At 39.5% G+C, this 23954-nt stretch carries 21 protein-coding genes; 6 read left to right on the top strand and 15 right to left on the bottom strand.

Going from position 1 to position 23954, the window contains the following annotated elements; translation table 11 throughout:
* Positions 1-9: 9 nt before the first annotated feature.
* The 5 genes from MTP24_RS18505 to MTP24_RS18485 form a co-directional block, all read right to left on the bottom strand.
* Complete coding sequence (locus MTP24_RS18505; RefSeq protein ID WP_243534036.1) at positions 10-2301, bottom strand: molybdopterin cofactor-binding domain-containing protein; 2292 nt, start codon at positions 2299-2301, stop codon at positions 10-12.
* Between the two features lie 12 nt (positions 2302-2313).
* The gene (locus tag MTP24_RS18500) at positions 2314-2802 is read right to left on the bottom strand and encodes a (2Fe-2S)-binding protein (protein ID WP_010556716.1); all 489 of its coding nucleotides are present in this window, start codon (positions 2800-2802) and stop codon (positions 2314-2316) included.
* Positions 2803-3037: 235 nt separating this feature from the next.
* Entirely contained in the window at positions 3038-3637 is a 600-nt protein-coding gene (locus MTP24_RS18495; RefSeq protein WP_243534033.1) for a nucleotidyltransferase family protein, read from the bottom strand.
* Positions 3638-3640: 3 nt separating this feature from the next.
* Positions 3641-4660, bottom strand: coding sequence for an XdhC/CoxI family protein (locus MTP24_RS18490; RefSeq protein ID WP_243534031.1), 1020 nt, complete (start codon positions 4658-4660; stop codon positions 3641-3643).
* Positions 4661-4827: 167 nt separating this feature from the next.
* Positions 4828-5688, bottom strand: a complete 861-nt coding sequence (locus MTP24_RS18485) for a DUF6279 family lipoprotein (protein WP_243534029.1) — start codon at positions 5686-5688, stop codon at positions 4828-4830.
* A 399-nt stretch (positions 5689-6087) separates the two neighbouring features.
* Between MTP24_RS18485 and MTP24_RS18480 the strand changes: the two genes are divergently transcribed.
* Positions 6088-6813, top strand: coding sequence for a tetratricopeptide repeat protein (locus MTP24_RS18480; RefSeq protein WP_006791705.1), 726 nt, complete (start codon positions 6088-6090; stop codon positions 6811-6813).
* A gap of 70 nt (positions 6814-6883) precedes the next feature.
* On the opposite strand, the gene MTP24_RS18475 is transcribed toward MTP24_RS18480, so the two are convergent.
* The 9 genes from MTP24_RS18475 to dnaK all read right to left on the bottom strand — a co-directional run bounded on the left by MTP24_RS18475 (position 6884) and on the right by dnaK (position 15638).
* The gene (locus MTP24_RS18475) at positions 6884-8302 is read right to left on the bottom strand and encodes a coniferyl aldehyde dehydrogenase (protein WP_243534027.1); all 1419 of its coding nucleotides are present in this window, start codon (positions 8300-8302) and stop codon (positions 6884-6886) included.
* A gap of 139 nt (positions 8303-8441) precedes the next feature.
* A complete protein-coding gene (locus MTP24_RS18470) occupies positions 8442-9908 on the bottom strand; it encodes an SLC13 family permease (RefSeq protein WP_243534025.1) in 1467 nt (488 codons plus the stop codon).
* Between the two features lie 204 nt (positions 9909-10112).
* Entirely contained in the window at positions 10113-10376 is a 264-nt protein-coding gene (locus tag MTP24_RS18465) for a hypothetical protein (protein WP_008127470.1), read from the bottom strand.
* A gap of 149 nt (positions 10377-10525) precedes the next feature.
* A complete protein-coding gene (locus tag MTP24_RS18460) occupies positions 10526-10777 on the bottom strand; it encodes a hypothetical protein (RefSeq protein WP_008127468.1) in 252 nt (83 codons plus the stop codon).
* A 111-nt stretch (positions 10778-10888) separates the two neighbouring features.
* Entirely contained in the window at positions 10889-11266 is a 378-nt protein-coding gene (locus tag MTP24_RS18455) for a response regulator (protein ID WP_006791700.1), read from the bottom strand.
* Between the two features lie 56 nt (positions 11267-11322).
* The gene (locus MTP24_RS18450) at positions 11323-11727 is read right to left on the bottom strand and encodes a DUF1761 domain-containing protein (protein WP_039037633.1); all 405 of its coding nucleotides are present in this window, start codon (positions 11725-11727) and stop codon (positions 11323-11325) included.
* Positions 11728-11831: 104 nt separating this feature from the next.
* Positions 11832-12293 (bottom strand): Cys-tRNA(Pro) deacylase, encoded by a 462-nt coding sequence (gene ybaK, locus MTP24_RS18445; protein WP_243534022.1) that lies wholly within the window; start codon positions 12291-12293, stop codon positions 11832-11834.
* 87 nt (positions 12294-12380) lie between these two features.
* Positions 12381-13520 carry a molecular chaperone DnaJ gene (gene dnaJ / locus MTP24_RS18440; RefSeq protein WP_006791697.1) on the bottom strand — a complete coding sequence of 380 codons (1140 nt, stop codon included), beginning with the start codon at positions 13518-13520 and terminating at the stop codon, positions 12381-12383.
* Positions 13521-13721: 201 nt separating this feature from the next.
* On the bottom strand, positions 13722-15638 hold the full coding sequence (gene dnaK, locus MTP24_RS18435; protein WP_008126292.1) for a molecular chaperone DnaK: 1917 nt from the start codon (positions 15636-15638) through the stop codon (positions 13722-13724).
* Between the two features lie 248 nt (positions 15639-15886).
* Between dnaK and MTP24_RS18430 the strand changes: the two genes are divergently transcribed.
* From MTP24_RS18430 to MTP24_RS18410, 5 genes are all read left to right on the top strand, one after another.
* Positions 15887-16702 (top strand): thioesterase family protein, encoded by an 816-nt coding sequence (locus MTP24_RS18430; RefSeq protein WP_006791695.1) that lies wholly within the window; start codon positions 15887-15889, stop codon positions 16700-16702.
* A gap of 497 nt (positions 16703-17199) precedes the next feature.
* Positions 17200-18366, top strand: a complete 1167-nt coding sequence (locus MTP24_RS18425; protein ID WP_243534522.1) for a paraquat-inducible protein A — start codon at positions 17200-17202, stop codon at positions 18364-18366.
* The gene (gene pqiB / locus MTP24_RS18420; RefSeq protein ID WP_243534020.1) at positions 18363-20018 is read left to right on the top strand and encodes an intermembrane transport protein PqiB; all 1656 of its coding nucleotides are present in this window, start codon (positions 18363-18365) and stop codon (positions 20016-20018) included. Before MTP24_RS18425 ends, pqiB begins: the two co-directional genes overlap by 4 nt.
* Entirely contained in the window at positions 20018-20626 is a 609-nt protein-coding gene (locus MTP24_RS18415; RefSeq protein ID WP_243534018.1) for a PqiC family protein, read from the top strand. The genes pqiB and MTP24_RS18415 overlap by 1 nt, the downstream gene beginning before the upstream one ends.
* Positions 20627-20774: 148 nt before the next feature.
* Positions 20775-20984, top strand: a complete 210-nt coding sequence (locus MTP24_RS18410; protein ID WP_243534016.1) for a hypothetical protein — start codon at positions 20775-20777, stop codon at positions 20982-20984.
* Here MTP24_RS18410 and MTP24_RS18405 read toward each other — a convergent pair.
* Complete coding sequence (locus MTP24_RS18405; RefSeq protein ID WP_243534015.1) at positions 20968-23853, bottom strand: insulinase family protein; 2886 nt, start codon at positions 23851-23853, stop codon at positions 20968-20970. The two genes, MTP24_RS18410 and MTP24_RS18405, sit on opposite strands and share 17 nt — an antisense overlap.
* Positions 23854-23954 lie beyond the last annotated feature (101 nt).

Below are 23954 nucleotides of genomic sequence, written 5' to 3'. Positions count from 1 at the left end.
GGTGTTTATTCAGGCTTTTAAACCTTTTATAACTGCACTTGGTTTCATTGGTAAGTCACGTAAACGTACACCTACTGCATTGTATACGGCATTGCCAATTGCTGGCGCAACGCCAATAACACCTGGCTCCCCTAACCCTACAGGAAACTCATCACTTTGCACAAACTCAATGTCCATTTCGGGTACATCTTGCATTCTCAGTGGAAGGTAAGTATTAAAGTTTGTAGCAGCTACTTGGCCATTTTTATAAGAGTTGGACTCATGTAAGGCCATACTCGCTCCCCATAATAATGACCCTTCTAATTGAGCCATCGCACCATCAGGATGTACAATTAAACCGGCGTCAACAACAGCGTATAATTTTTTAAGGGTGATTTTACCATCGCTTTTGTTAACGTGAACATGGGCTGCGGTGCCAATCCATGCCGGCATATGGCGCTCTTGCCCTGAACTAACCGAAAAACCAATGCCCTCGTTTTCGTTAAGCTTTATTGAGCTAACTTTGTGTGACACTTTTTTTAGTACGTCATGTAAACGGCGGGCGCCACCCACACTTTCAGGTGCTTTGCCCGCTTGTTTTCCTTTACCGTCAAGCATTGATAAACGAAACTTAACCGGATCAATACCTTGCTTGTGCGCTATTTCGTCTATAAAAGACTCAAGGCTCCATACAATCCAACCCAGTCCAACTGAACGTAACCAACCCGGCGTAAAAGTGCTTTGTGCTAACTCGTTATTGATAGCACGAGCACGATGGTTACTCATGCTATACCAGTGATCAGCACCTGAGGCCGAAAACGAATCAAATTTACCATTACCATCAACACCAGGAGCCAAAAATCCTGGCGCCATTGCTTTAGTTGGCCAGCCTGCAGCAAACGCATGCTCTAATGCACTAAGCTCTCCCTTTTCACCGAACGAAGCGGTTAATTTAGCCGTAGACGCTGAGCGAGACTGATCAAATAAACTGTCATCTTCACGGGTAAATACAAGCTTAACCGGTTTACCTATTGCTTTTGCCGTTAATGCAGCAGGGACTGTCCAATCACCAAATAAACGACGCCCAAAGCCACCACCCAAATAGTAAGGACGAATAATGACTTTATTTTGCTCTATATCAAGGGCTTTGGCTAAAGCAGGTAACGTGAGTGATTGCCATTGGTTACCCGTATGTACAATCCAGTTACCGTTTTTAAATTCAGCTATGGCGTTAAGTGGCTCTAATTGGTAGTGACTCGCTGTCGCCGTGGTGTAAGTTGCATCAAATGTGTTTTTTGCATCGGCCAAAACCTGAGGCGTATTGCCTTCATCTACAAATAAAGTACCGGATGCGCTATCGTCACATAATTTTTTACCCTGCGCCTGAATATCTGCCTCGGAGACGTTAGCCGTTTTGCCTACCTGGTAGCTTACATTTAACGCATCAACCGCTTTAATAGCACTGTGATAATTGTCAGCCAGTACAACAACCCACCCCTCAACGGTATTACTAGGATCGTTTAATATTTCAAAACCGCGATAACCTTTAATTGCTTTTGCGCCACTGTCATCAACGCTTGTTACTTTACTACCGTAACGTGTTGGAGGAATAACCGGACGCGCATACACCATATCTTCTATTTCAACATCAATGCCATACACTGCTGATCCGTTTGTTTTAGCGGGTATATCTAATGCTTTAAAATCTTGGTTTAAGCCGGTTAAATGACGTTTGTTGGCTGGTTTTAAAGGAAGCTTTGCAACTTCTTCACTTGTAAAGGTAAGATTAAATTCACCTTTTTGTACAATATCAGCGTAACTTACCGATTGACCACCAGCAACAATTTGCCCTTTTTGTGCAATACATTGCTCTGGTTTAACCCCTAGCATTTTTGCCCCTGCATCAATAAGGGCTAAGCGACCTGCGGCACCCGCTTGCGATAGCGGTTTAAAACTTTGAAATACTGACCACGAACCACCTGTAACCATATATCCCCATTTCTCATGGGTGTCTACGTAAGTAATTGATACTTTATCCCAATCACACTCTAACTCGTCGGCCACTATTCGTGCTAAAGCAGTACCAATGTGTTGGCCCATTTCAGCCTTTGCAATGCTAACCTCTACCCCACCATTGGTATCCATTGTCCACCAAATAGTGGGTGAAAACGCCTGTTGTGAAATTGATTCTTTGGCGCTTAAAGAACCTGAAAGTAACGCAGGCGCAAATGCCATTACCAAGCCCGCACTAGCACTGCCAATCATAAATGAACGACGATTTAAGTTGACGGTTTCGCTGTTTTTTTGAAATAATTTTTTCATTATCCGCTCCGATTAAACGTCTTGCTCATTTGGGTTAAACATCTGTACTGCGCTTTGTGACTCATCGGCCGCACGTTGTATTGCCGACTTTATACGTTTGTACGCCATGCAGCGGCAGTAGTTACCATTCATATGATTGACAATTTCTTCGTCTGTTGGCGACGGATTGTCTGCAAGTAATGTTGCCGCTTGCATAATCTGCCCAGACTGACAATAACCACATTGCGGTACTTGCTCTTCAACCCATGCTTTTTGAAGCGGGTGTTCGTTATTGAGACCTTCAATAGTGGTAATGTTTTTACCAGCTACAGCTCCTACGGGTAATACACATGAACGTGTAGCCTGTCCATCTAAATGCACTGTACACGCACCACACATTGCTATGCCACAACCAAACTTAGTGCCCTTTAGTCCTACTTCATCGCGAATAACCCATAGCAGTGGTGTATCTTCACTTGCTTGTGATTCAATCACTTTGCCGTTAATTGTAAACGTTACCATAACCCGCCCCTTGAATTAGCTTTCAATCAACTGCACTGCGATTTGTGCTGAGCAGTTGGTAATACCATTAAAATTAAAGCAACTTGATCCTCGACATTGCTCTTAAGTAGTGTGCGCAACTTTATGCGCTGCGCAGAATGTATTTATATAAACATGTTCAACTAAAGTTTAGTTTGTTTTTTTATTTAAGCTGGACCCCTGCTTGCGATATATCGATTGCTTAAAGTTTAATTATTTAATTTAGCGCCTGTTTAGCGGTATAACAATTTAACTGCTCAACGGTATCTATGTCTGCGCTTGCCTTATTTAGTAAAACGCAGTTTACAATACCGCCGGATTCACGAAGTAGATGTTGAGCGCCTTTGTCATTCGACAAAGTGGTGAGTAAATCAAAATCATCATGAGGAAAAATTGCCGGCACACCTAATCGTTCTCCATAGTTAGCACACCATCGAGTGGGGTTATTCTGAAAACGAGTGACTAACTGCTGAATATCGCACGCCTCCAATTCAATCTGATCTGCTAGCATAAATAAAATGCCATCCCAACCGTCACTATGCCTTAACTGATTAGCTGCAAGCGCGATTGATTTACCTAACCCTTGCTGCCAATCTAAATTACAGATAATTTCGACATTATTGTAGTGCTTTAGCGCTTGAGTAATTTCGTTATGCCAGGCGCCTGAAACAACATAGACGGCACCCGCGTCTAACTGTTGTAAAACGTCAACTGCACGAGCAATCATAGTTTTATTATTGCCCACATTTGCTATTAATTTGCATCCATCAAAACGAGACGACTGTCCTGCGGCTAACAACACTTTTGCTATGCGCATACTTCATTGACCCCAATTGCTTAGGGATGTAGCATCTTTATTAGAAAGCACGGCGTGTATTTCACTAATAAGTGACAATGCAATACTTTCTGGCGAGTCGCCACCTAAGTTAAGCCCTACAGGCCCAAAAACAGGCGCTTTAACCTCTTGTATAGCTATATTAGCTTGCTCAAAAACTTGTGCTCGTCGGTGTTTAGGACCCAGTAGCCCCATATATTTTAAATTAGACTTGTTCAACGCATAAAGTGCATTTGCATCAAGCTCAACACTGTGGGCCATTAATATGCTCGCATCCACCTTTTGCTTTTCGCAATATTGGGTTAGCTCTTGAGGCGGACAACGTAAAATTGCATCTGCCTGCTGAAAATATTGCCTTTTAGCATTAGCCGCGCGGGGATCCCACACAGTCACAACCCAACCCAGCTGCTTAGCCATAGAATAAACGGCAACAGCGTCGGCACCGCCACCCACAATTAAAATATGTGGGGCTGGGTATACGGCCACTTGTAGCCAATGCTGATTATTTTTTTCAATGATCTGTGCTTTACGATTAACAGAAAGACCATCAGAAACATTACGTTTTGAAAAAACGCCCTGCCCCAACGCACAAAGAGGTTGCACTGGTTGTAAATAATAACCTGACACTTTTTCTTTAAGAGCATTAAAAACAAAATCGAGATTTAGGTATTTATTGGCGCTATTAACTGGCTGTAAAACAATATGGACAACACCACCACAGCCAATACCTAACTGAAAAGTTAAGTCATCTTCATCGGTGGCATCATAGGTAATCGTTTTTGACGTAAGGGAGGTCATTACTTGTTTGGCGTGGCGCTGAATATCTGCCTCTAAGCACCCACCGGAGAGCATACCCAATCGCTGCCCTAAGCTAGAAATAAGCATCATGGCGCCTAGCTTACGGTAGCTTGAGCCTTCAATTTTATACAATGTAGCCAAAACCCATTGCTGTTCGTCTCGTAAAGGGTGCCACGTTGCAAGCATGCTTTTTAAATCAGTTACCATATAAGTGCCATTAGAATCCTTTATTTATGTATTTTCGTAGCCTATAAAATTTAGCTGTAAATAACTGACTAATTTTAAAAACGTTTAACTTACGTTGAGCCTACTTAGTAAGATCATATTTATATTATATAAATGAAATTTTCGTACTCAATGTAAAGGTTTAAATTTTAAGGTTCCATTAAATCGTTTAAGGTTTCAATTAGGCTGTCAAATTCATCATTAACACTTTCGCGCTGTTTTTTATTCAATGTCGGGGCTAGTTCTATTAATAAATTAACATATAAATCAAGGTTGCTGGCATTTATGGCTAATTGCTCTTCGCTCATAAAGGCTTCACGCTCTTTTATTACATAGCTTAATTTAGTTACAAACTCATCTTCAGAGAGTGTTTCATCAACCATTATTGATTTTGCTGCATCTAATCGAGTTTGTTTGTAATCAAGCCACAGCCCGCCTGACTCCGTATGCTTGTTATTTGCGTCTGTAATAAGTTGCTTTTGCTTGTCAGTGAGCTTACCCAGCCAATCTGAGTAGTAGTCTAACTGGTTTTCTAGGCGTTTAGTTTTGCGCTCTTTACTAGATTGTTCGTTGTATTGCTCACGATCTTCGTTAATTTGATCTTGAATATTTTGTATAAACTCATCGCGTTGATCTGTAGAGAGCGTATACCCTAATTGCGCAAGCGAAAAATGCGCATGCTCAAGAAGATTTTTCCAGTGGGCCCTAGCAAATACTACCTGCTCTTTTAATTGAGCATGATTCAGATTTTGATTAAACAGCGACTTTAAATTTTCAATATCTTGCTTGTATGCTGGCAACTGTGTATCGCGATGCCATTGCTGTGTGGTGTTAATAATCTCTTTTAATTGCTTGTTCTGTTGTTTGTTTAAATCAACGTAATCATCAACCCAAAATGACGATAACCAAGTTAAATTATTATATGTAAACGACGCAGAACAACTCGTTAATAGCAGTACGCTTAACGCAATAGTTATATGTGACAACTTATTTTTTATTGTTTTTAACATTTTCACCTCTGCAAATATAAACACTTCACTTAGCTAAGCACTTACGTAATGAACCTACGTAACGTGAACTCGCTATCTTAAATAGCATAACAGTCAAAAGTTTATAATTAGCAACTTTTCGCCATGCTTTGACATAGTTATTTCTTTTAAATTTTCTGTTATATCTGTATCTTACGCTTATAAAATCGAACGTGTTAGAAAAAACGCCCCCGATTTGAGCTATAATCACAAACAGAGTTTATCTAAACTTAAATGCACGCTAGTTTGTTTGTAGTAATAAAATAAACCTAAAATATAGCAACGTTATACGCCCTTAATTAGCTGCAAGTGCAATAGTGTTGTAAATAAAATGGTTTTATTTAACTCACAGTGAAACGATTACTTTTTGGAGACATCGCTATGTCACAGTTTAATTTAAAAACGTTATTACTTACGGGTGCTTTAATTGCGAGCCCTTTTGCGAATGCTACCCTTGAAGAAGGTATTATTGCGGCGAACGAAGGTCGCTTTGAATTCGCTTTAAAAGAATTTGAATACCTTGCCGACAAAGGGTTTGCACCTGGCATTTACGAGCTCGCTAAATTATACGAAGAAGGCCACGGCGTTACACGCGATTATTACAAAGCAGCCGATCTATACAAAAAAGGCGTAAAAAAGAATCACGCAGACTCAATGTTTGCATTAGCGGTATTATACGACGAAGGCAAAGGCGTTAAGTTAGACAAACAAATGGCTTTATCTCTATTCGAAAAAGCAGCCAAAAAAAACATGCCTGCCGCACAGTTTAACTTAGGCGTGATGTATTCAAATGGTGATGGTGTTAGTCACGACTACAAACTTGCTAAAACATGGTACGAAAAAGCCGCTGGGAATAACTATTCTTTAGCGCAATTTAATTTAGCGCTTATGTACTTTGAAGGACTAGGAATGCCTAAAAACCTCGAAAAGTCATACATATGGAATACAATTGCGGAATACAATGGCAATATGCAAGCAAGCCATAGTCGAAAGTTAGATGAGCGTTCAATGTTACCTAAAGAAATTGAAGAAGCAAAAGAAAAAGCTGATGCAATTTACACTAAAATCCTTGCAGGTACCTACGCAGGTGAAGGACGTCTATTTTAGGTTAAGCAAAAAATTAAAGCTGAACTTAGTGTCATTGTGCATAGTTAGTTCAGCTTTTTTTGGGTTTGTTTTACTTAATATATAACCACTTCAGTAGCTTGGTTAAAAGTTTACTTTGCTTAAGTAACAACCCTATACGCGGGTTAAAAGAACCAGAAACGAGTGTATTTTTAGCGTGACTAAACGTTAAAAACCCTTCCTTACCGTGATAGTGCCCCATACCTGAATGACCCACCCCACCAAATGGCGCGTCGTCAGCAGTTACTTGTACTAAGGTGTCGTTAACCGCAACGGTCCCACTAAGCGTTTGTTTAATAATGTACTCTTGCGCCTCTTTATCTTGACCTAAAATATAAAGAGCAAGTGGGTTAGGATGCTGTTTAATATAATCAAGAACGTCATCTAACTTCCCATAACTCTTAATTGGCAATATAGGCCCAAATAGTTCATCTTGCATAAGTTGCATGTCGTCGGTCACGTTCGTTACTAAATGCAGACCCATACGATGTTTATCTGCATCTTGTTGATTTTGTTCAAGTGGCTTAATGACATTTGCCCCAAGCTCTTGTGCTTGTACTAAGTATTCGGCTAAACGCGCATAATGTGAGTCACTAATAATAGAGGTTAAGTTTTTACCTTCAACACCCTGCTTAAAATGCTTTTTATAAAGCTCACATAACTGTTTAATAAGCTGGCTTTCTAGGGTTTTAGGCACAAATACATAGTCTGGCGCGACACAAATTTGCCCGGCATTTGCCATTTTCCCAAATAACAGCGCGTGTGCTGCTTTTTTAACATCAGCTTGCTCGGTAATAATCACTGGTGACTTGCCGCCAAGCTCTAAAGTAACGGGAGTTAAGTTTTTACTGGCTGCTTTCATTACTAATTTGCCAACCCCAGTAGAGCCGGTAAATAATAAGTGCGCAAAAGGAAGAGACGAAAATTCGCTGGCAACGTCGCTGCCGCCTTGGACCACACATACATGCTGACTCATTTTGTCATCAAAAAGCTTTTCTAATACGGCATTAGTATGTGGTGTAAATTCGCTGAGTTTTAACATTACTTTATTACCGGCTGCGATAGCGGTGATCACTGGCACAACCGCTAGTTGTATTGGGTAATTCCACGGTGCGATAACACCTACCACGCCTTTAGGCTGATAGGTAACACTCACTTTTGACGGCCATAAGCTAAGCCCCACAGAACGTTTACTAGGCTTTGACCATTTAGGTAATTTTTTAATAATGTGCGAAAGCCCTTGCACGGTAGGCAAAATATCACCAAGTAAGGTATCAAACGCAGTCCGGTAGCCAAAGTCTTTAGATACTGCACTGATAAGTTCTTCTTCTAGCTCTACAATGCGCGAACGTAATTTTTTTAAAATGGCAATTCGAGAATGAATAGAAGGATAAGGATTATCTAAAAACGCATTTTGTAAACTAGTAAATTGCGCTGATAAAGAGGCTATTTGTGCTGTGTCTGTTGTCAAAATAGATTACTCGACTTTTAATGTTATTGTCGACTATAACCTTGATCTGTTTTTCGAGCAATAACACTAATTTACCTATTACAACCACACACATAGTGATTAAGAGTCGCTTTGTTTAAGATACAAACCGACTCAATTTTTAAAAATTAAATACTGTTTTTGCGAGCGTTATTGTTACAAGTGTAATTAATACGATAGCGACTAGGTTAAGTGCAAAACCTGCTCTGATCATATCGCGAATTTTAATTTTTCCCGAGCCAAATACAATGGCATTTGGTGGTGTAGCAACTGGCATCATAAACGCACAACTGCATGCTATAGCAGCAGGAATAACCCACACTAAAGGCGAGCCAAAAATACTTTCAGCAACTGGGCCTAATAACGGCAAAAAGCCCGCCGCAGTAGCTGTATTACTCGTGATTTCGGTTAAAAAGGTGATAAGCGCGACAACAACCACTATGCCCATAACTAATGGAATAGCACTCGCCCCTTCTATCATTTGTGCAATGTATTGCGCTAAACCAGAAGATTTAATCTGTGATGCTAACGATAAACCACCGCCAAATAATAACAATACGCCCCATGGCACTTTAGATGCACTTTGCCAATCTAAAATTCGCTCATCACTGCCCTTCTTAGCTGGCAAAACAAATAACAACAAGGCTGCTGTAATAGCAATAGCAGTGTCTGAAATGCTAAGACCCGATAAATCAGCTAATAGCGGTCTAAAAACCCAACATAACGCGGCTAGTACAAATACTGAAAACACACCTTTTTCAGCCCGTTGCAACGCACCGAGTGCAACAAGTTCATTACCAAACATAGCTTTACTGTCTTTAATGTTTTCTGCATTTTTATCAACTTTATAGCTGAATTTAGTAAGCCATATCCAACACACCAGTAACATCACAATTGCTAAAGGCACACCTACCATCATCCATTGCCCAAAGCCTATTTCAATTTGGTAACTTTCAGATAAGTATGCTGCCATAAGCGCGTTAGGCGGTGTTCCTATTAACGTAGCAATACCACCAATGCTGGCACCATAGGCAATTGATAGAAGTAATGCTTTTGCAAATCCATCTTCACCAGAATCAGAGTGACTCACTAAATGAATAATTGATAACGCGATAGGTAACATCATCACCGTTGTAGCCGTGTTTGACATCCACATAGATAAAAATGCTGTTACTAACATCATTGCTAAAATTTGTAAGCTCGGTTTTTTACCCGCATATAACATAGTGGTTAACGCAATTCGTTTATGTAACCCCCAACGTTCCATAGCTATTGAGATTAAAAAACCACCCAAAAATAAAAATATAAGTGGGTGTGCATAAGGCGCTGCAGTAATTTTAATAGGCGCAATATTTACAAGTGGCGTTATGACGAGCGGTAACAATGAAGTTGCAGGAATAGGAATTACCTCAGTCACCCACCAAGAGGCCATCCAAAATGTTAAACCTGCGGTTTTAAAGGCTGTATCAGATAGGCCATTTGGTGGATCTAATAAACAGGTTAACAACATTACAATGGGCCCAAGCCAAAGCCACACGCTTCGTATAATAGGATATGTTTGATTAGAATTGTTTAGGTTGCTTACCATCACCGCGCCAAAAGCTATTTAACAGACGTCACAGTAAAGAAGATAGTAAGGACTTGTCAAATGGATATCAGCCATAACCAAATTTGCACAGAGTTAAAGGCTTAGAGCATTTAGTAAGAGTGATAAGTGTAAAGCATCAAAAAATTAAGAAGGGCAATTTATAGAAACGCCGTAAACAAGAGGTCTACGGCGAACATATCAAAATTAACTAGTCGCTAATGCTGATCTATTTTTTATATACTTATATAAACCAATTAATGAAGCAGCTATCCAAAATATTTCTATCACAAAGCTCGCTAAATTAAAATTATAACAAAGGCTTATTAATAATAAAATCGCCCCTGTTAGGTTCATCATGTTGTACGTCAAGCTGGTTGGTGTTGTTTTACCTAATTGAAGTAGAAAAAACGAGCCAACAACTAAAAATGTGCCTGTCATACCGATGATGTCAAATAAGAGTGCTATCACGAAACTATCCTTTATCCATTTTCAAATAACCCAAAAAACTGGCCCATTCCATGGGGAGGGTATTTTTCATTCATTGAAACAGCAAAACCGGGCGATCATAGCAACAAAGCAGTTTCAAACAAGGCCATATGTCCGCATATGTTTTTAGCTTATTTAAATGTAACTTTTCCACCTATCATTTTGTAGGCAGGTGCGCCGCGGATTAAAGCAGGTCTTGCAAAAGCCCGCTCACAACTTGGGCAAATACACGGAATTTTTGTGAAGTCTTGAGATATACGCTCTTTAAAACACTTAACAAGCGCCCCCTTCCCCCCTTTGCGATATTTAAAAAGTTGCGTTTTGCAGGACGAGCAAAAAATATCAACGGTTTTTATAGGGCCTTTTTTGTTTGGTTGTGCCAAAACACCTCCGTAATTAATAATTATATTTAACGTTAAATAAGATAAGTTTAATGAGGTAGCCCGTAAATTAAAACAGCCGTAGTGACTAGAAAGTATTTTAACCGCCCTAGTTCATGACTTATTGGCAGTAGCTAAAACATGATTTAAGTGATCAGCGAGGCATTTAAGGCTAAAGGGCTTAACAATAATGCCTGAAACTTTAGCTGCGATTACATTTTTTATAGTTTTAGAATTATCTTCGCATGTCACCATCAAGACAGGGGTTGAGGTAAGCTGTTCGTCATTTCTTATTCTATTTAGTAAATCTTTACCGTCCATTTTGGGCATATATAAATCAGTGATGACCAAATCAAAAGACTGCTTTTTTAACAGTGTGAACGCCTGAATACCATCGGTCGCTTCAACAATATCAAGATAGTTTAGATTTCTAAGCATGTTAATTAATACATGTCGCATCAGTGGTATGTCATCAACAACAAGTATTTTCATATTATTTAGTTACCTGAATAAATAAAGAAATAGGCAATTTTTTGTTTATAAATCAATTATGGCCACCCGCCTAAAATTAATCCCATCAACGAAAATTGGCTTACATAGTAACCACTGTTTATCAAAAAAAGTTTTACTGGACGCTGCTCATAAAGATAACTTAAACCCAAAGAGCTGCTCACCCAAAATAAACCAATAGCAAAACCAGTCCCTACACTCAAACCCAAGCTCGACTCGTTACCTAAAAATATCGACAGTACAAATGCAGCCAAAAATGAAAGTAAAAACGTGCCAACACATACGCGTTTTTTATTAGCACTTTGCAAGTCAAGCTCGGTCAAGCCGCAACTTTCAAGCCAAGCTTGTCTAAATAATAAGTTTGAATACCAAACACTACTTAACGTAAACGACGAAAGCGCAGCAACCAGTATCGAAATAAAATTAATATCCGAAAAATTCATACAACACTGAAATTTCCTGAATCGTAACGTCTTTTTAATGTAGTTAATATTAACTAAAGCAGCAAATACTAAAGTGTAACCGACACATAAATAACTACAAACTATTAGAACAATGCAAACGTTGCTTTTGTTAACTCAGCTACATCGTCTATGGCTAACTTTAACTCCAAACCACGCTTACCGGCACTGACATATATAATTTCAAACTCACTAGCACTGCTGTGAATATATGTTTTAAGACGTTTTTTTTGTCCTATTGGGCTCACACCTCCAAGTATATAACCGGTACTTACATTTACTTTTTGAGGCGTGGCCAAGGCCACTTTTTTTGTTTTTGCCACTTTAGCAAGCTGTTTAAGATTAACTTGTTGAGATACGGGGGTGATGGCAACGATTAATTCACCTTCATGCGTTTCTAGTACAAGTGTTTTAAATACTTGCTCACTATTTAAATTGAGTTTTTCAACTGCCTCTAAACCATAGTGACCATAGTTTGCATCGTGCTGATAGCTCAGTATTTCGAACTTTATTTTTTGTTTTTCGAGCAGTGCGATAGCGGGTGTCATTGGGTTCTCACTTTTTTAGAGGTGTTAGCAAATTTAAAGCAAAAAAAACGGCGCTGTAAAGCACCGTTTTTTTAAACAACATAATTTTTACTTTGTTAAGTCATCAAAAAACTTTTTAACACCATCAAAAAAGCCTTGCTCTTTAGGACGGTTTTTTGAGCTATCTGTGCCCATGCTTTCTTCTAACTCTTTAAGTAGTTCACGTTGGCGCTCGTTAAGATTGACAGGTGTTTCAATAACTACCTTACAAATTAAATCACCTTGTGCGCCACTTCGTACAGATTTAACACCTTTGCCACGCATACGGAACATTTTGCCGGTTTGCGTCTCTGACGGTATTTTAAGTTTTGCACGACCATCCAGTGTAGGTACTTGAATTTCACCGCCTAAACCAGATGTAGTAAAGCTAATAGGAACTTCACAATATAAATTGTTACCTTCACGTACAAATATGTCATGTTCTCTTACAGACACTTGTACGTATAAGTCACCCGCTGGTGCGCCATGAACTCCTGCTTCACCCTCACCCGATAAACGAATACGATCGCCTGTATCAACACCCGCTGGTATTTTCACCGACAACGTTTTAGTTTTTTCTACACGGCCTTGACCATGACAGCTGTTACAAGGGTCTGAAATAATTTGACCTTGTCCCTGACACGTAGGACATGTTTGCTGAACAGCAAAAAAACCTTGGCGCATTTGCACCTGGCCTGCACCATGACAGGTAGTACATGTTTTAGGTTTAGAACCCGCTTTTGCTCCGCTTCCATCACAAGGGTCACAACTTACCCATGTTGGTACTTTAATTTCAACTTCTTTACCACGAACCGCTTCTTCAAGCGTTAGATCCATGTTGTAACGTAAATCAGAACCGCGTTGCTGGCGAGATTGACGTCGGCCACCGCCGCCACCAAAAATGTCACCAAACACATCGCCAAATACGTCACCAAAATCGCCATGGCCGCCACCAAAGCCGCCATGACCACCGCCACCGCCTTGTTCAAAGGCCGCATGACCGTATTGGTCGTACATCTGGCGTTTTTGATCGTCAGTTAGAATTTCGTATGCTTCTTTTACTTCTTTGAACTTGGTCTCAAGCTCTTTATCGCCTGCGGTACGATCTGGATGATATTTCATCGCTAAGCGTTTATACGCTTTTTTTATGTCTCGCTCACTCGCATCTTTGCTTACGCCGAGGACTTCGTAATAATCGCGTTTTGACATATCTATCACACTACTCTTTCTATTTTGCAGCGTAAGCTGCGGGATAAACCGATAAATCTCATCGATTTATCATTGAATTATGAACCTTAAATACATGCAAAAGGCGCGACAAGCTATTGCTCGCGCGCCTCCTTTGTTCATCCTAACCTAAACACCTAACCGAGTTAAGTGTTTTTGGTCAGTTAGAAGCGTCGGCAACAATTACTTGTCGTCTTTTACTTCTTCAAACTCTGCATCAACAACATCATCATCTTGCTTAGCTGATTGTTGTTGCTCACCTGCGTCTGCTTGACCTTGCTGTGCTTTAGCTTGAGCAATTTCCATTAACTTTTGAGACTTTTCAGCAAGTGCTTGCGTTTTAGCTTCAATTTCGTCTTTGTTGTCGCTCTTAATTGCAGCTTCTAAGTCTACAACTGCCGCTTCAATCGCTTCTTTATCTTCACTTGGTAAAGCATCGCCCGCTTCTTCAACTTGCTTACGTGTACCGTGAACCATTGCATCTGCTTGGTTACGAACAGCTACAAGCTCTTCAAACTTTTTGTCTTCTTCAGCGTGCGCTTCTGCATCACGTACCATTTTTTCAACTTCTTCATCGCTTAAACCTGAAGACGCTTGAATAGTAATTTTTTGCTCTTTACCTGTGTCTTTATCTTTAGCAGATACATGTAAGATACCGTCAGCATCAACATCAAATGTTACTTCGATTTGTGGTGTACCACGTTGAGCAGGACGAATACCTTCAAGGTTAAATTGACCTAAAGATTTGTTGTCGCTTGAACGTTTACGCTCACCTTGTAACACATGAATTGTTACCGCAGACTGGTTATCTTCTGCTGTTGAGAACGTTTGTGATTTCTTAGTAGGAATCGTCGTGTTCTTCTCAATAAGCGCTGTCATTACAGAACCCATTGTTTCAATACCTAGAGACAATGGAGAAACGTCTAGTAATAGTACGTCTTTAACATCACCTGCTAGTACGCCACCTTGGATTGCCGCGCCTACAGCTACAGCTTCATCAGGGTTAACGTCTTTACGTGGCTCTTTACCGAAGAAATCAGCAACTGTTTTTTGTACTAAAGGCATACGTGTTTGTCCACCAACAAGAATGATGTCGTTGATGTCGCCTACTGATAAATCAGAATCAGCAAGTGCACGTTTAAGCGGCTCTAGAGATTTAGTTACTAAATCTTCAACAAGTGACTCAAGCTTAGCGCGTGTTAGTTTCACGTTCATGTGCTTAGGACCTGTTGCATCAGCAGTTACGTACGGAAGGTTAACTTCTGTAGATTGTGCTGAAGAAAGTTCAATTTTTGCTTTTTCTGCAGCTTCTTTAACACGTTGCATTGCAAGTGGATCTGTTTTTAGATCTAAGCCTTGGTCTTTCTTGAACTCTGCTACTAAGTAGTTGATAACACGGTTATCGAAATCTTCACCACCTAAGTGAGTATCACCATTGGTAGCTAGTACTTCAAATGTGTGCTCGCCTTCAACTTCATCAATTTCAATGATTGATAAATCGAACGTACCACCACCTAAATCGTATACAGCAACAATGTTTTCACCTTTGTTTTTGTCCATGCCGTAAGCAAGGGCAGCAGCAGTTGGCTCATTGATGATACGTTTAACTTCAAGACCAGCAATACGACCGGCATCTTTAGTTGCTTGACGTTGTGAATCGTTAAAGTATGCAGGTACTGTAATTACCGCTTCAGTTACTTCTTCACCTAAGAAGTCTTCTGCAGTTTTTTTCATTTTTTTCAGTACTTCAGCAGAAATTTGTGGTGCAGCGCGTTTTTCGCCGCCCGCTTCTACCCATGCATCGCCGTTATCAGCTTTGATGATTTTAAATGGCATAATGCCGATATCGCGTTGTACTTCTTCGTCTTCAAAACGACGACCAATTAAACGCTTAATTGCAAATAATGTGTTAGTAGGGTTAGTAACCGCTTGACGCTTAGCAGATTGACCTACTAATGTTTCACCGTCTTGCGTGTAAGCAATGATAGACGGGGTTGTGCGATCGCCTTCCGCGTTTTCTATAACACGTGCTTTGTCACCATCAAGTACTGCAACACAAGAGTTTGTAGTACCTAAATCGATTCCGATAATTTTACCCATGAAACTTCTCCAACTTCAAAATTCGTTATACGTTAATTCGTTCGATGACTAGTAAATAGGGATGCCCTAAAACTAATTCAACTGTAAAAATGAAAAAAAATTCATTTTTTATGATTTATTTACAAAATAACCCCAATAATTGTAAGGAATGATGATTTTTAGAGCGTTTGACACACCTTTAAATACTGGCCTGACCAGTTTGGTTGTGTTATAAATTTATTAAATTGCACTTTTAAAGGATATTTCCCATGCATTTTGACCAACTACTTGAGCAAGCCGCTAAAATAGGTCAATCAGATAAAATCGAACAATCCGCACTTACCATGCAATTTCCTGAAAATTGGTGCCAAGGAAGAACCGCTTTTGGTGGTTTATCAGCTGCATTGTTATATCAGGCTATTAGAGGCAAAGTGAATAATGACCGCCGACTTCTTTCATTAAGTACTAATTTTGTTGGGCCTTTACTCGCCGACACCCCTTTTTCACTTTATGTTGAAGTATTACGTGAGGGTAAAAACAGTACACAAGTACTCGCTAAAGCAATTCAAAATGAGCAAGTAGCCGTAATCGTGCAGGCTTGTTTTGCTAAAAATAGAGAGTCAGCTATTAATGTTCCTGTTTCAAAGTCGTTAGGTTTAAGCCCTGTTAACGAGCGTTATACGTTACCCTTCATAAAAGGCCAAATGCCTGAATTTTTTCAGCATGTGGATTTGTGCCCACAGCAAGGCGCAATGCCTTTTACAGGGGCAGACACATCTCATTTAGGTGGGTGGATGCGACTTAAACATACACCTGAAACCATTACAGAAGCGCATGTAATTGCACTAACCGATGCATGGCCGCCCACATTGTTACAAATGTTTAAACAACCCGGACCAGCAAGTAGTATGTCGTGGTATTTAGAGTTTGTTCAGTCTCCCAATTTAACGCCTGGCGAGTGGCTTGGCTTTGAAGCAATTACGCATCACTCTAAAGATGGATATGGTTTAGAGGACGGGTGTATTTGGTCACAGTCAGGTGAGCTTATTGCTCTTACCCGCCAAACTGTTGCCGTGTTTGATTAGGGTCGGTTGAACTTTGCGGATTAAAATTTGTTCAAACTAGGGGGCTATATAATAGCGGCGCGAGATTTTTAACCTAGTGGGCTCGATAACTGCTCCTGCATTACTCTACTGGCTTACATCCATGTAAGAATAAGTAAAAACTGAGTAACAAAGAGTAAATAGCCCCTAGGAAGCCCCCCCTTGGGAAGCGCCTGTTTGGCATTAATGCTACGTTCTCGCCAATTTATGGGGAATAACCATACTAAATAGGCTCTTCCTTAATACTAAACAGACTCCTTCAAATTATCCTTGAAAGGTCAACAGACCTTAATATATAAAATGCATGCCAATCAGATACTTTCTGGCTTGGCCTGTATTCAAAATTAACAGTTCGCGTTGTATTACAGCTTCAAATATTGCAAAATCAAATAAATGCATTATTGTTTGGTACTAAATTGCAAACTGTTTGCCCCTGCTGTGACCTGATCATAGATATACCAAGAATTATCGCTAAGCAAATGGCGATATGCCCGCATTGCCATCATAAATTATGCGAAGCCAACGTTAACCACGATAATCGCATAGTGGCGTTGAGCTTTAGTGCTTTGCTAATGCTATTAAGTAGTATGTTTTATCCTTTTTTATCTTTTAGTAGTAATGGTATAACCCAAACTATCACCCTCCCCGACGCAGCCCGAATATTATTCAATTACGATAGTGAATTGTTAGGCCTTTTTATTGATTTAAGCATTATTGCCTTACCAATGAGTTTATTAATTATTTTAATACCCCTTCATTTAGGTGTTTTAAAAACATTGCCACAAGGCATTGCGCGTAGGTTGCTTAAGTTTACTTTGGCACTTGAGCCATGGATTATGTCTGAGATATTTTTAATTGGTGTTTTAGTCAGCATGGTTAAAATTATGTCTTTGGCTGATATAAGCTTTGGGGCAAGTTTTTGGGCTTATGCTGGCTTTGTTATTTTATACATTGCCGCTTTAGTACACTTAAATCGTCCAAGGTTATGGGCTCAAATAAAACCAATCAAAGTGTTAGAAGGTGCCGAGCACGCTAAACGTGCTATTGATGAAAATATTAAAGCCTGTCATGTGTGTCATCAGCTTTGTACAGGTAAGATCTGCCAGCGATGCCACACCAAAACACATGTACGTAATCCTCATAGCGTTCAAAAAGCAACTGCTTGGCTCATCACATCTATTGTTTGCTATATACCAGCCAACGTATTGCCTATCATGAATACAACAAGCTTGGGTGATGAAACCCCGTCCACACTTATTGGTGGGGTTATTTTACTTTGGAAAAGTGGTTCTTATCCCATTGCAGGTATCATTTTTTTTGCGAGTGTTGTTGTTCCTTTAGCCAAAGCATTTGTACTAAGCTTTTTGTGTATTATGGTAACAAAACCTGCAAACAGGCATACAAAAAGTTACACTAGGATTTACCAACTCACTGAGTTTATTGGTAAATGGTCAATGATTGACGTTTTTGTTGTCGCCATTTTAGTGGCTTTAGTACAGCTAGGTAATTTAATGTCAGTTACACCAGGCTTAGGCATTGCATTTTTTACCGTTATGGTAATATGCCAAATGATGGCTGCTCATTCATTTGATCCACGCCTTTTATGGGATTCACCTAAAAATAAATCATCAGAGACTAAAACATGACCGAAACTGCCCAAGTAACAGATGAACCAAGAATCTCTGCTATCTGGATTATTCCAGCCATAGCGCTTTTTGTCGGCGTGTGGATGCTTTATCAATATCAAGTAAATAAAGGCCCCACTATATATATTGAGATGCCGCAAGCCGAGGGCATTATTGCAGGCAAAACAGAAATAAAAGTGCGCAGTGTAAAAATAGGGCAAATAGACAGCGTTCGTTTATCCGACTCCCAAGACAGTGTGATTGCACGGGCTCAAATAGATAAAAGCTATGAAGACTTACTTACCGACGACGCAAAAATATGGGTGGTAAAACCACGTATAGATGAAACCGGCATAAGTGGAATGAGTACTTTACTCTCTGGGGTATATTTAGAATTTGCACCGGGCGAAAGTAATACACTTAAAGAAAATTTCACCCTGCAAGAAGAACCTGCATTAATAGGCAAAGACGTGCAAGGTGGTCGCTTTAAACTACTTAGTTATAACGCAGAAGTACTTGATGTTAGTACCGGAATATTTTTTAAGAATTATAAAATTGGCCAAATAGAAACCGCCACATTTGATTGGGAAAACCAAGCAATGAAGTACGGTATATTTATAAAAGCGCCTTACCAAAACTTAATTACCAACAACTCAATTTTTTGGGTCAACGCCGGTATAGAAATTGATTTATCTGCTGATGGCATAAATATTAATACAGGCTCTTTAAGTAAGCTTTTAAAAGGCGGAATTTCAGTTGGCTTACCCGATAACCAAACACCGGGGGAAATAGCTAACGATGGCCACAATTTCTCACTTAGCCAAAGCTATAAAGAAGCACTAGAAGAACGCTTTTACGACTTTGACTATTACATAATAGATTTTGAACAATCAATTAGAGGGCTCAGACCCGGTGCCCCTGTTGAATATCGTGGTATTCGCATTGGGTCAGTAGTTGAAGCGCCTGCAAACATAATTGTTAATGGCAAACCTGCTCACTTTAAAAGTGCAAACACGTCAGTACCTGTTCTTATAAAAATAGAGTACGGGCGTATTTATCACCACAGCGCAACAGCTAAAGACTTTTGGAAAGAAAGCTTAAAAGGCTGGATAGAAATTGGCATGCGCGCCTCTTTAAAGCCCGGAAATCTTTTAACTGGTGCAGTTTATGTTGATTTTGATATGTACCCCGATGCCCCAGAAGCGGAGTTTGAAAAACTGGGCCAGTATACCGTTTTTCCTAGTATATCGAGCGGAATTACCGTACTTGCCGATCAGGTTTCTGATGTATTAAACAAAGTTAATAATTTAAAAGTTGAAGAAAGCTTAGCCCAAATACAAGTTGCCTTTGCTGACTACCAGTCTCTTGCAAATGAAATGCGCACACTATTAAATGAAAAAGATACTCAAAATTTACCCGGTGATATAAATCGTAACTTTGCAAAAATGACCAAAAGCATGGAGCAATTTGAAGTGACCATGCGACAATTTGATAAAACAATGGCGAGTTATCAGGCTGGATCTGAATTTCATCATCAATTACAACAAACACTGCGTGAATTTAAGCGCTTAAGCGAAGAAATACAACCTTTGACACGCGGCTTAAATGAGCAACCAAACATGCTAATTTTTGACAAATCACTGCCCGCAGATCCAATACCAAGGAAGCAATAATGAAAACCCTATTAATCATAACAAGTTTGCTTTTAGTATTGTCGGGCTGTAGCTCAGCAATACAAAATGCGACTCAGTATTATCAATTTGAACAGCCTATTGATTCATCATCACGAAATGTTAGTGAAACCAACGCACAGTTGAGAGTACAAACAGTTATTTTAAGAGGCGCATTAAACAACTTAGGCATAGCGATGAAAATTGATAATAATCAAATTCATGCTGCAAATTATCACTTATGGGGCGAGTCTCCTGACGTTATGCTTACTGCCACTGCCCAACAAACTTTATTTAAAAATATGCCCTCTTGGATGGTTATTAAAGGGCTACCTGTAATAACCGAGCCCGATCAGCAAACATTTTATGAGCTTGAGTACGAAATTCACCATTTTAATGGTGATATGCAAGGCAATGCTGATATCTCTGGACTATGGCGCTTATATTATACTCACCCAGAAACCGGCCGCCGTTTGATTAGTGTGCATAACTTCTCACACCTAGTGCCCATAAAAGACGACGGCTACGACGGTTTAGTAGCCACGCTTGAACAAACGTGGCTAAACATAAACTTAGATGTAGCCAAAGCAATAGAACAAGCACGACTTTAATAACCATATATATCAATGGCGGTTTTATCATCACTAATAACCGCCTTGCCTACCCTGTTAAAATCTAACTTTAATAATAGACACTAATAAACATTGTTATTATCTGTATCACCATTTGCAGCGACGCGTTTTTTATTCAGACTTCACCATGCTTACAGCACTTCGTTCTCGTTGTAACTTAATGAACTTTGGAGTTATGCAATTACCTTACACATTAATAGCAGCATCGCTGGCTGTTATGAGTTTTAAAGCACGAGATAAGTACTTTGTAGATATTGAAATAAATAAAAACCCCAATGTATCAGTACATTGGGGTTTATTTTTTGACTTATTTATCAATCTTATTTTTGTAACTTAATGCCATTGTAATAAGTATCAAGCGTAGTGATTTTGGTTTGATTAGGTAAATCAGCAAAGTCACTTTCAATAAACTTAGTACCACGCAGCTGGACATTTAAACGCGCTGCTTGTGGGTTTAGCATAGTTTGCTTGTAGTACTGTTTTATATCTGCAAGCGTTACTTTTTCTACTTCATTGATCAACTTTTGTTTTGAGTCAAAACTAAAGTTTTCTCGGTACCAATCGTTAATTAAAGGACCCATTTCATCATTTAAGTTTTTAGGTTGCTCTTTAAGTGACACCAAAGTCGCATTTTTAAGCTGTAAAAATGTGTCTTCTGTCATGTTATCAAGCTCAACCGCGTACTCTTTTTTGAACTGGTCGAAGCGAGCTTGTACTTCTTTAGGCCCTTTTACAGGGGTTTGTATGAACAAACCAACAGCAGAATAATCTTCGATTGAGCTTGCAATAGCACCTACTGCATAAGCGAGTTGTTCTTCTGTTCGCATTTTGTCAAATGCGATCGTTCTAAAGTGATCGCGTAATACAGCAGCTTGAGCCTTTTGTTTGTAACCCGGTATTGGGTGAACGGTCATATCAACCACAGCAACATCTGCTACATCTATATCTTTTTGTAATACTAACGTTTCACCGGGTTGTGGCAACCACGCTTTACTACGTGCAAACTCGCTCACCGTATGATTTTTAGGTAAAACAGCTATGAGCTCGCCTGCTATTGATTCTATATCTTGCTGGTTATAATTACCGTAGCTAAATACACGCAAATCATTATTAGAAAATGTAGCTTGTTGTAACTTTGTTAAGTCAGCAACACGTAATGATTTTGCAGTTTTGATTAATTCATCGGTATCAAAGCTACCCGTACGAGTTAGCTTAGAATAAGCACCAAAGGCTTGAGCATAAGGAAATTGCTTTTGTTGATTCAATAAGTCACGCGTGTAACGGTCAATAGCTTGCTCGAACGCTTGCGAAGTAGCCTTAACGTTTAATCCACTCAAAGCCTGTTTAAGCAATACATCTTGCTTATCAGTGAACCCATTAAGTGATAATACAAGCCCATTACTTGGTGCTAGTCTAACGCCCATACCCGCTACAGCAGCTTCAGTGCTTAATTGGCTTTGCTGAATGTTGTATAAATCTGCCCAAACAGAGTAAAGCACTTCAGCATTTATGTCGTTCAGACCCTGTTGTGTATTTATATAAACCTCAACGAGCCCTTTAGGTTGCTCAGCAAATTTTTGACTTGCTTGACGCCATACTTTTACGCCCTGCTTATCGAAAACAAGCTCTGGGTGTTTTTGCTCTTTAAATTCAGCCGTTTTAATTGCAAAACTTTCAGGTAATAAGTTGTTCACACTAGGAAGCGCTAATTTAAACTCACTTGGCTTATTCCAGCTTGCTATTTCATCATCACTAATGTCATTTATGCGGTATTTGCCGTCGTAAAAGTATAATTGAGAGTCTGTTTCTTCTTGTTGTGAAATGTACCAAATACGCAGTGAATCTGCGTTGAGCTGGTTTAGCACATCATTAACGGCGTCAGCATCAAACTTTGCATAGTGGTAAGGCGCGTTAATCGTGTGATTAAGCGGGTAAACTTGCATGCTGCCTGTTAGAGCACTTACATAGTTAAACTCGTCGCCCTTTTCTAAAAATTTAAATTGGTTATTAAGCGAGGTACGTATTTCGTTAAAGTACTTGCTATTAACCCCTTCTTTTTTTATTAAATCAATGTATTGCATAACCACTGCAACAATTGCTTCGCGGTTTTGCATACCTAAATCAGTAAGCTCAATATCGACCGTTAAGGCACCATAGTTTGCATATTGTGTTGGAGAGGCTGATGCCCCTAGCTGCGAAACCCAGCCCTTATCTCTTAGTATTTGTGCTGGGCTACCCGGCATTTCATTGCTTAATAAATATGAAACAAAACGGTTAGGTTTAACAGCAAACTCATCACTGTTGTTGGTAATTGTAAAATCAAGTTTTAACTGTTTTACATCTTCATTTGGCGAGTAAAATACGCGTTTACCGCCCGCTTTATCAAAATCTAAATTAGCAGTAACACTTGGCTTTTCGATGTTTTTATTTTTAATGTCAGCGAAGTATTTTTGCGCTTTTTGTTCCATATCGGCGATTGGCAAATTAGAAATAAGTGCGACTTTCATAATATTTGACGAATAATATTTATTGTAAAAATCAACGGTTTCTTGATGAAGCGAACTACCTTCTTTATCGCCTAGTGTTTCTAGGTTACCAATTAAAAAGCGATTAGCTGGATGCTCGCCCATCATTTTACGCGCTAATTTAAATTGGCCAAAGAAGTCCAGTTCGCGGCGCATAGACCACTCAGCATTCACTGCGTTTTTTTCTTTTTCTGTGTATTCTGGGTATAACTTAGGGGCTTTAAAAAAGTCAGAAAAGCGGTCGAGCCCTTCATCAAACGCATCGTTGTTTATTTTGAACATGTAGTTTGTAATTTCGAGCCACGTGTAGGCGTTGTGCGCTCCGCCATTTTTGGTCATGAAATCTGAATACCCTTTTGTATCAGGGTAACGTTCTGTGCCTAAAAACAGCATATGCTCTAAGTAATGCGCCATACCCTGCTGAGACATAGGATCATGCAATAACCCCACACCTACACTTAGTGAAGCAGCAGATTTTTCTGCGCTTGGATCAGACACTAAGATAACCTCAATTTCGTTAGCAAGCTTTAGTGTTTTATATTCTCTATTATCATTTGGGCTAACCACTAAAGTGTATGATAGTAACGAGGCTTGTGGCGAGGTTGCTACTGATGAAGATGTATTCGAGCAACCGCTGAGAACAGCGAGTGCGATGGCACTGAGACAAATAATTTTTTTCATTTTATTTCCATTAAAAGCATGATGCAAAAAAGGTTATGCTAATTCAAAAGCAGGTTTGATAATATAAACTAACACTTTGTACTGAATACTTTCTAGCAGTT

It is taken from the genome of Pseudoalteromonas sp. APM04 (genome assembly GCF_022809815.1).
Lineage (GTDB): Bacteria > Pseudomonadota > Gammaproteobacteria > Enterobacterales > Alteromonadaceae > Pseudoalteromonas > Pseudoalteromonas marina.
Note: the sequence above shows the minus strand (reverse complement) of the source record. Positions and strands in the feature narration are given on the sequence as shown.

Excerpts from the sequence above, each read along its gene's own strand:
- MTP24_RS18505 (WP_243534036.1), bottom strand. The coding sequence starts at position 2,301 with ATGAAAAAATTATTTCAAAAAAACAGCGAAACCGTCAACTTAAATCGT.
- MTP24_RS18500 (WP_010556716.1), bottom strand. The coding sequence starts at position 2,802 with ATGGTAACGTTTACAATTAACGGCAAAGTGATTGAATCACAAGCAAGT.
- MTP24_RS18495 (WP_243534033.1), bottom strand. The coding sequence starts at position 3,637 with ATGCGCATAGCAAAAGTGTTGTTAGCCGCAGGACAGTCGTCTCGTTTT.
- MTP24_RS18490 (WP_243534031.1), bottom strand. The coding sequence starts at position 4,660 with ATGGTAACTGATTTAAAAAGCATGCTTGCAACGTGGCACCCTTTACGA.
- MTP24_RS18485 (WP_243534029.1), bottom strand. The coding sequence starts at position 5,688 with ATGTTAAAAACAATAAAAAATAAGTTGTCACATATAACTATTGCGTTA.
- MTP24_RS18480 (WP_006791705.1), top strand. The coding sequence starts at position 6,088 with ATGTCACAGTTTAATTTAAAAACGTTATTACTTACGGGTGCTTTAATT.
- MTP24_RS18470 (WP_243534025.1), bottom strand. The coding sequence starts at position 9,908 with ATGGTAAGCAACCTAAACAATTCTAATCAAACATATCCTATTATACGA.
- MTP24_RS18455 (WP_006791700.1), bottom strand. The coding sequence starts at position 11,266 with ATGAAAATACTTGTTGTTGATGACATACCACTGATGCGACATGTATTA.
- MTP24_RS18450 (WP_039037633.1), bottom strand. The coding sequence starts at position 11,727 with ATGAATTTTTCGGATATTAATTTTATTTCGATACTGGTTGCTGCGCTT.
- ybaK (WP_243534022.1), bottom strand. The coding sequence starts at position 12,293 with ATGACACCCGCTATCGCACTGCTCGAAAAACAAAAAATAAAGTTCGAA.
- dnaJ (WP_006791697.1), bottom strand. The coding sequence starts at position 13,520 with ATGTCAAAACGCGATTATTACGAAGTCCTCGGCGTAAGCAAAGATGCG.
- dnaK (WP_008126292.1), bottom strand. The coding sequence starts at position 15,638 with ATGGGTAAAATTATCGGAATCGATTTAGGTACTACAAACTCTTGTGTT.
- MTP24_RS18430 (WP_006791695.1), top strand. The coding sequence starts at position 15,887 with ATGCATTTTGACCAACTACTTGAGCAAGCCGCTAAAATAGGTCAATCA.
- MTP24_RS18425 (WP_243534522.1), top strand. The coding sequence starts at position 17,200 with ATGGCGATATGCCCGCATTGCCATCATAAATTATGCGAAGCCAACGTT.
- pqiB (WP_243534020.1), top strand. The coding sequence starts at position 18,363 with ATGACCGAAACTGCCCAAGTAACAGATGAACCAAGAATCTCTGCTATC.
- MTP24_RS18415 (WP_243534018.1), top strand. The coding sequence starts at position 20,018 with ATGAAAACCCTATTAATCATAACAAGTTTGCTTTTAGTATTGTCGGGC.
- MTP24_RS18410 (WP_243534016.1), top strand. The coding sequence starts at position 20,775 with ATGCTTACAGCACTTCGTTCTCGTTGTAACTTAATGAACTTTGGAGTT.
- MTP24_RS18405 (WP_243534015.1), bottom strand. The coding sequence starts at position 23,853 with ATGAAAAAAATTATTTGTCTCAGTGCCATCGCACTCGCTGTTCTCAGC.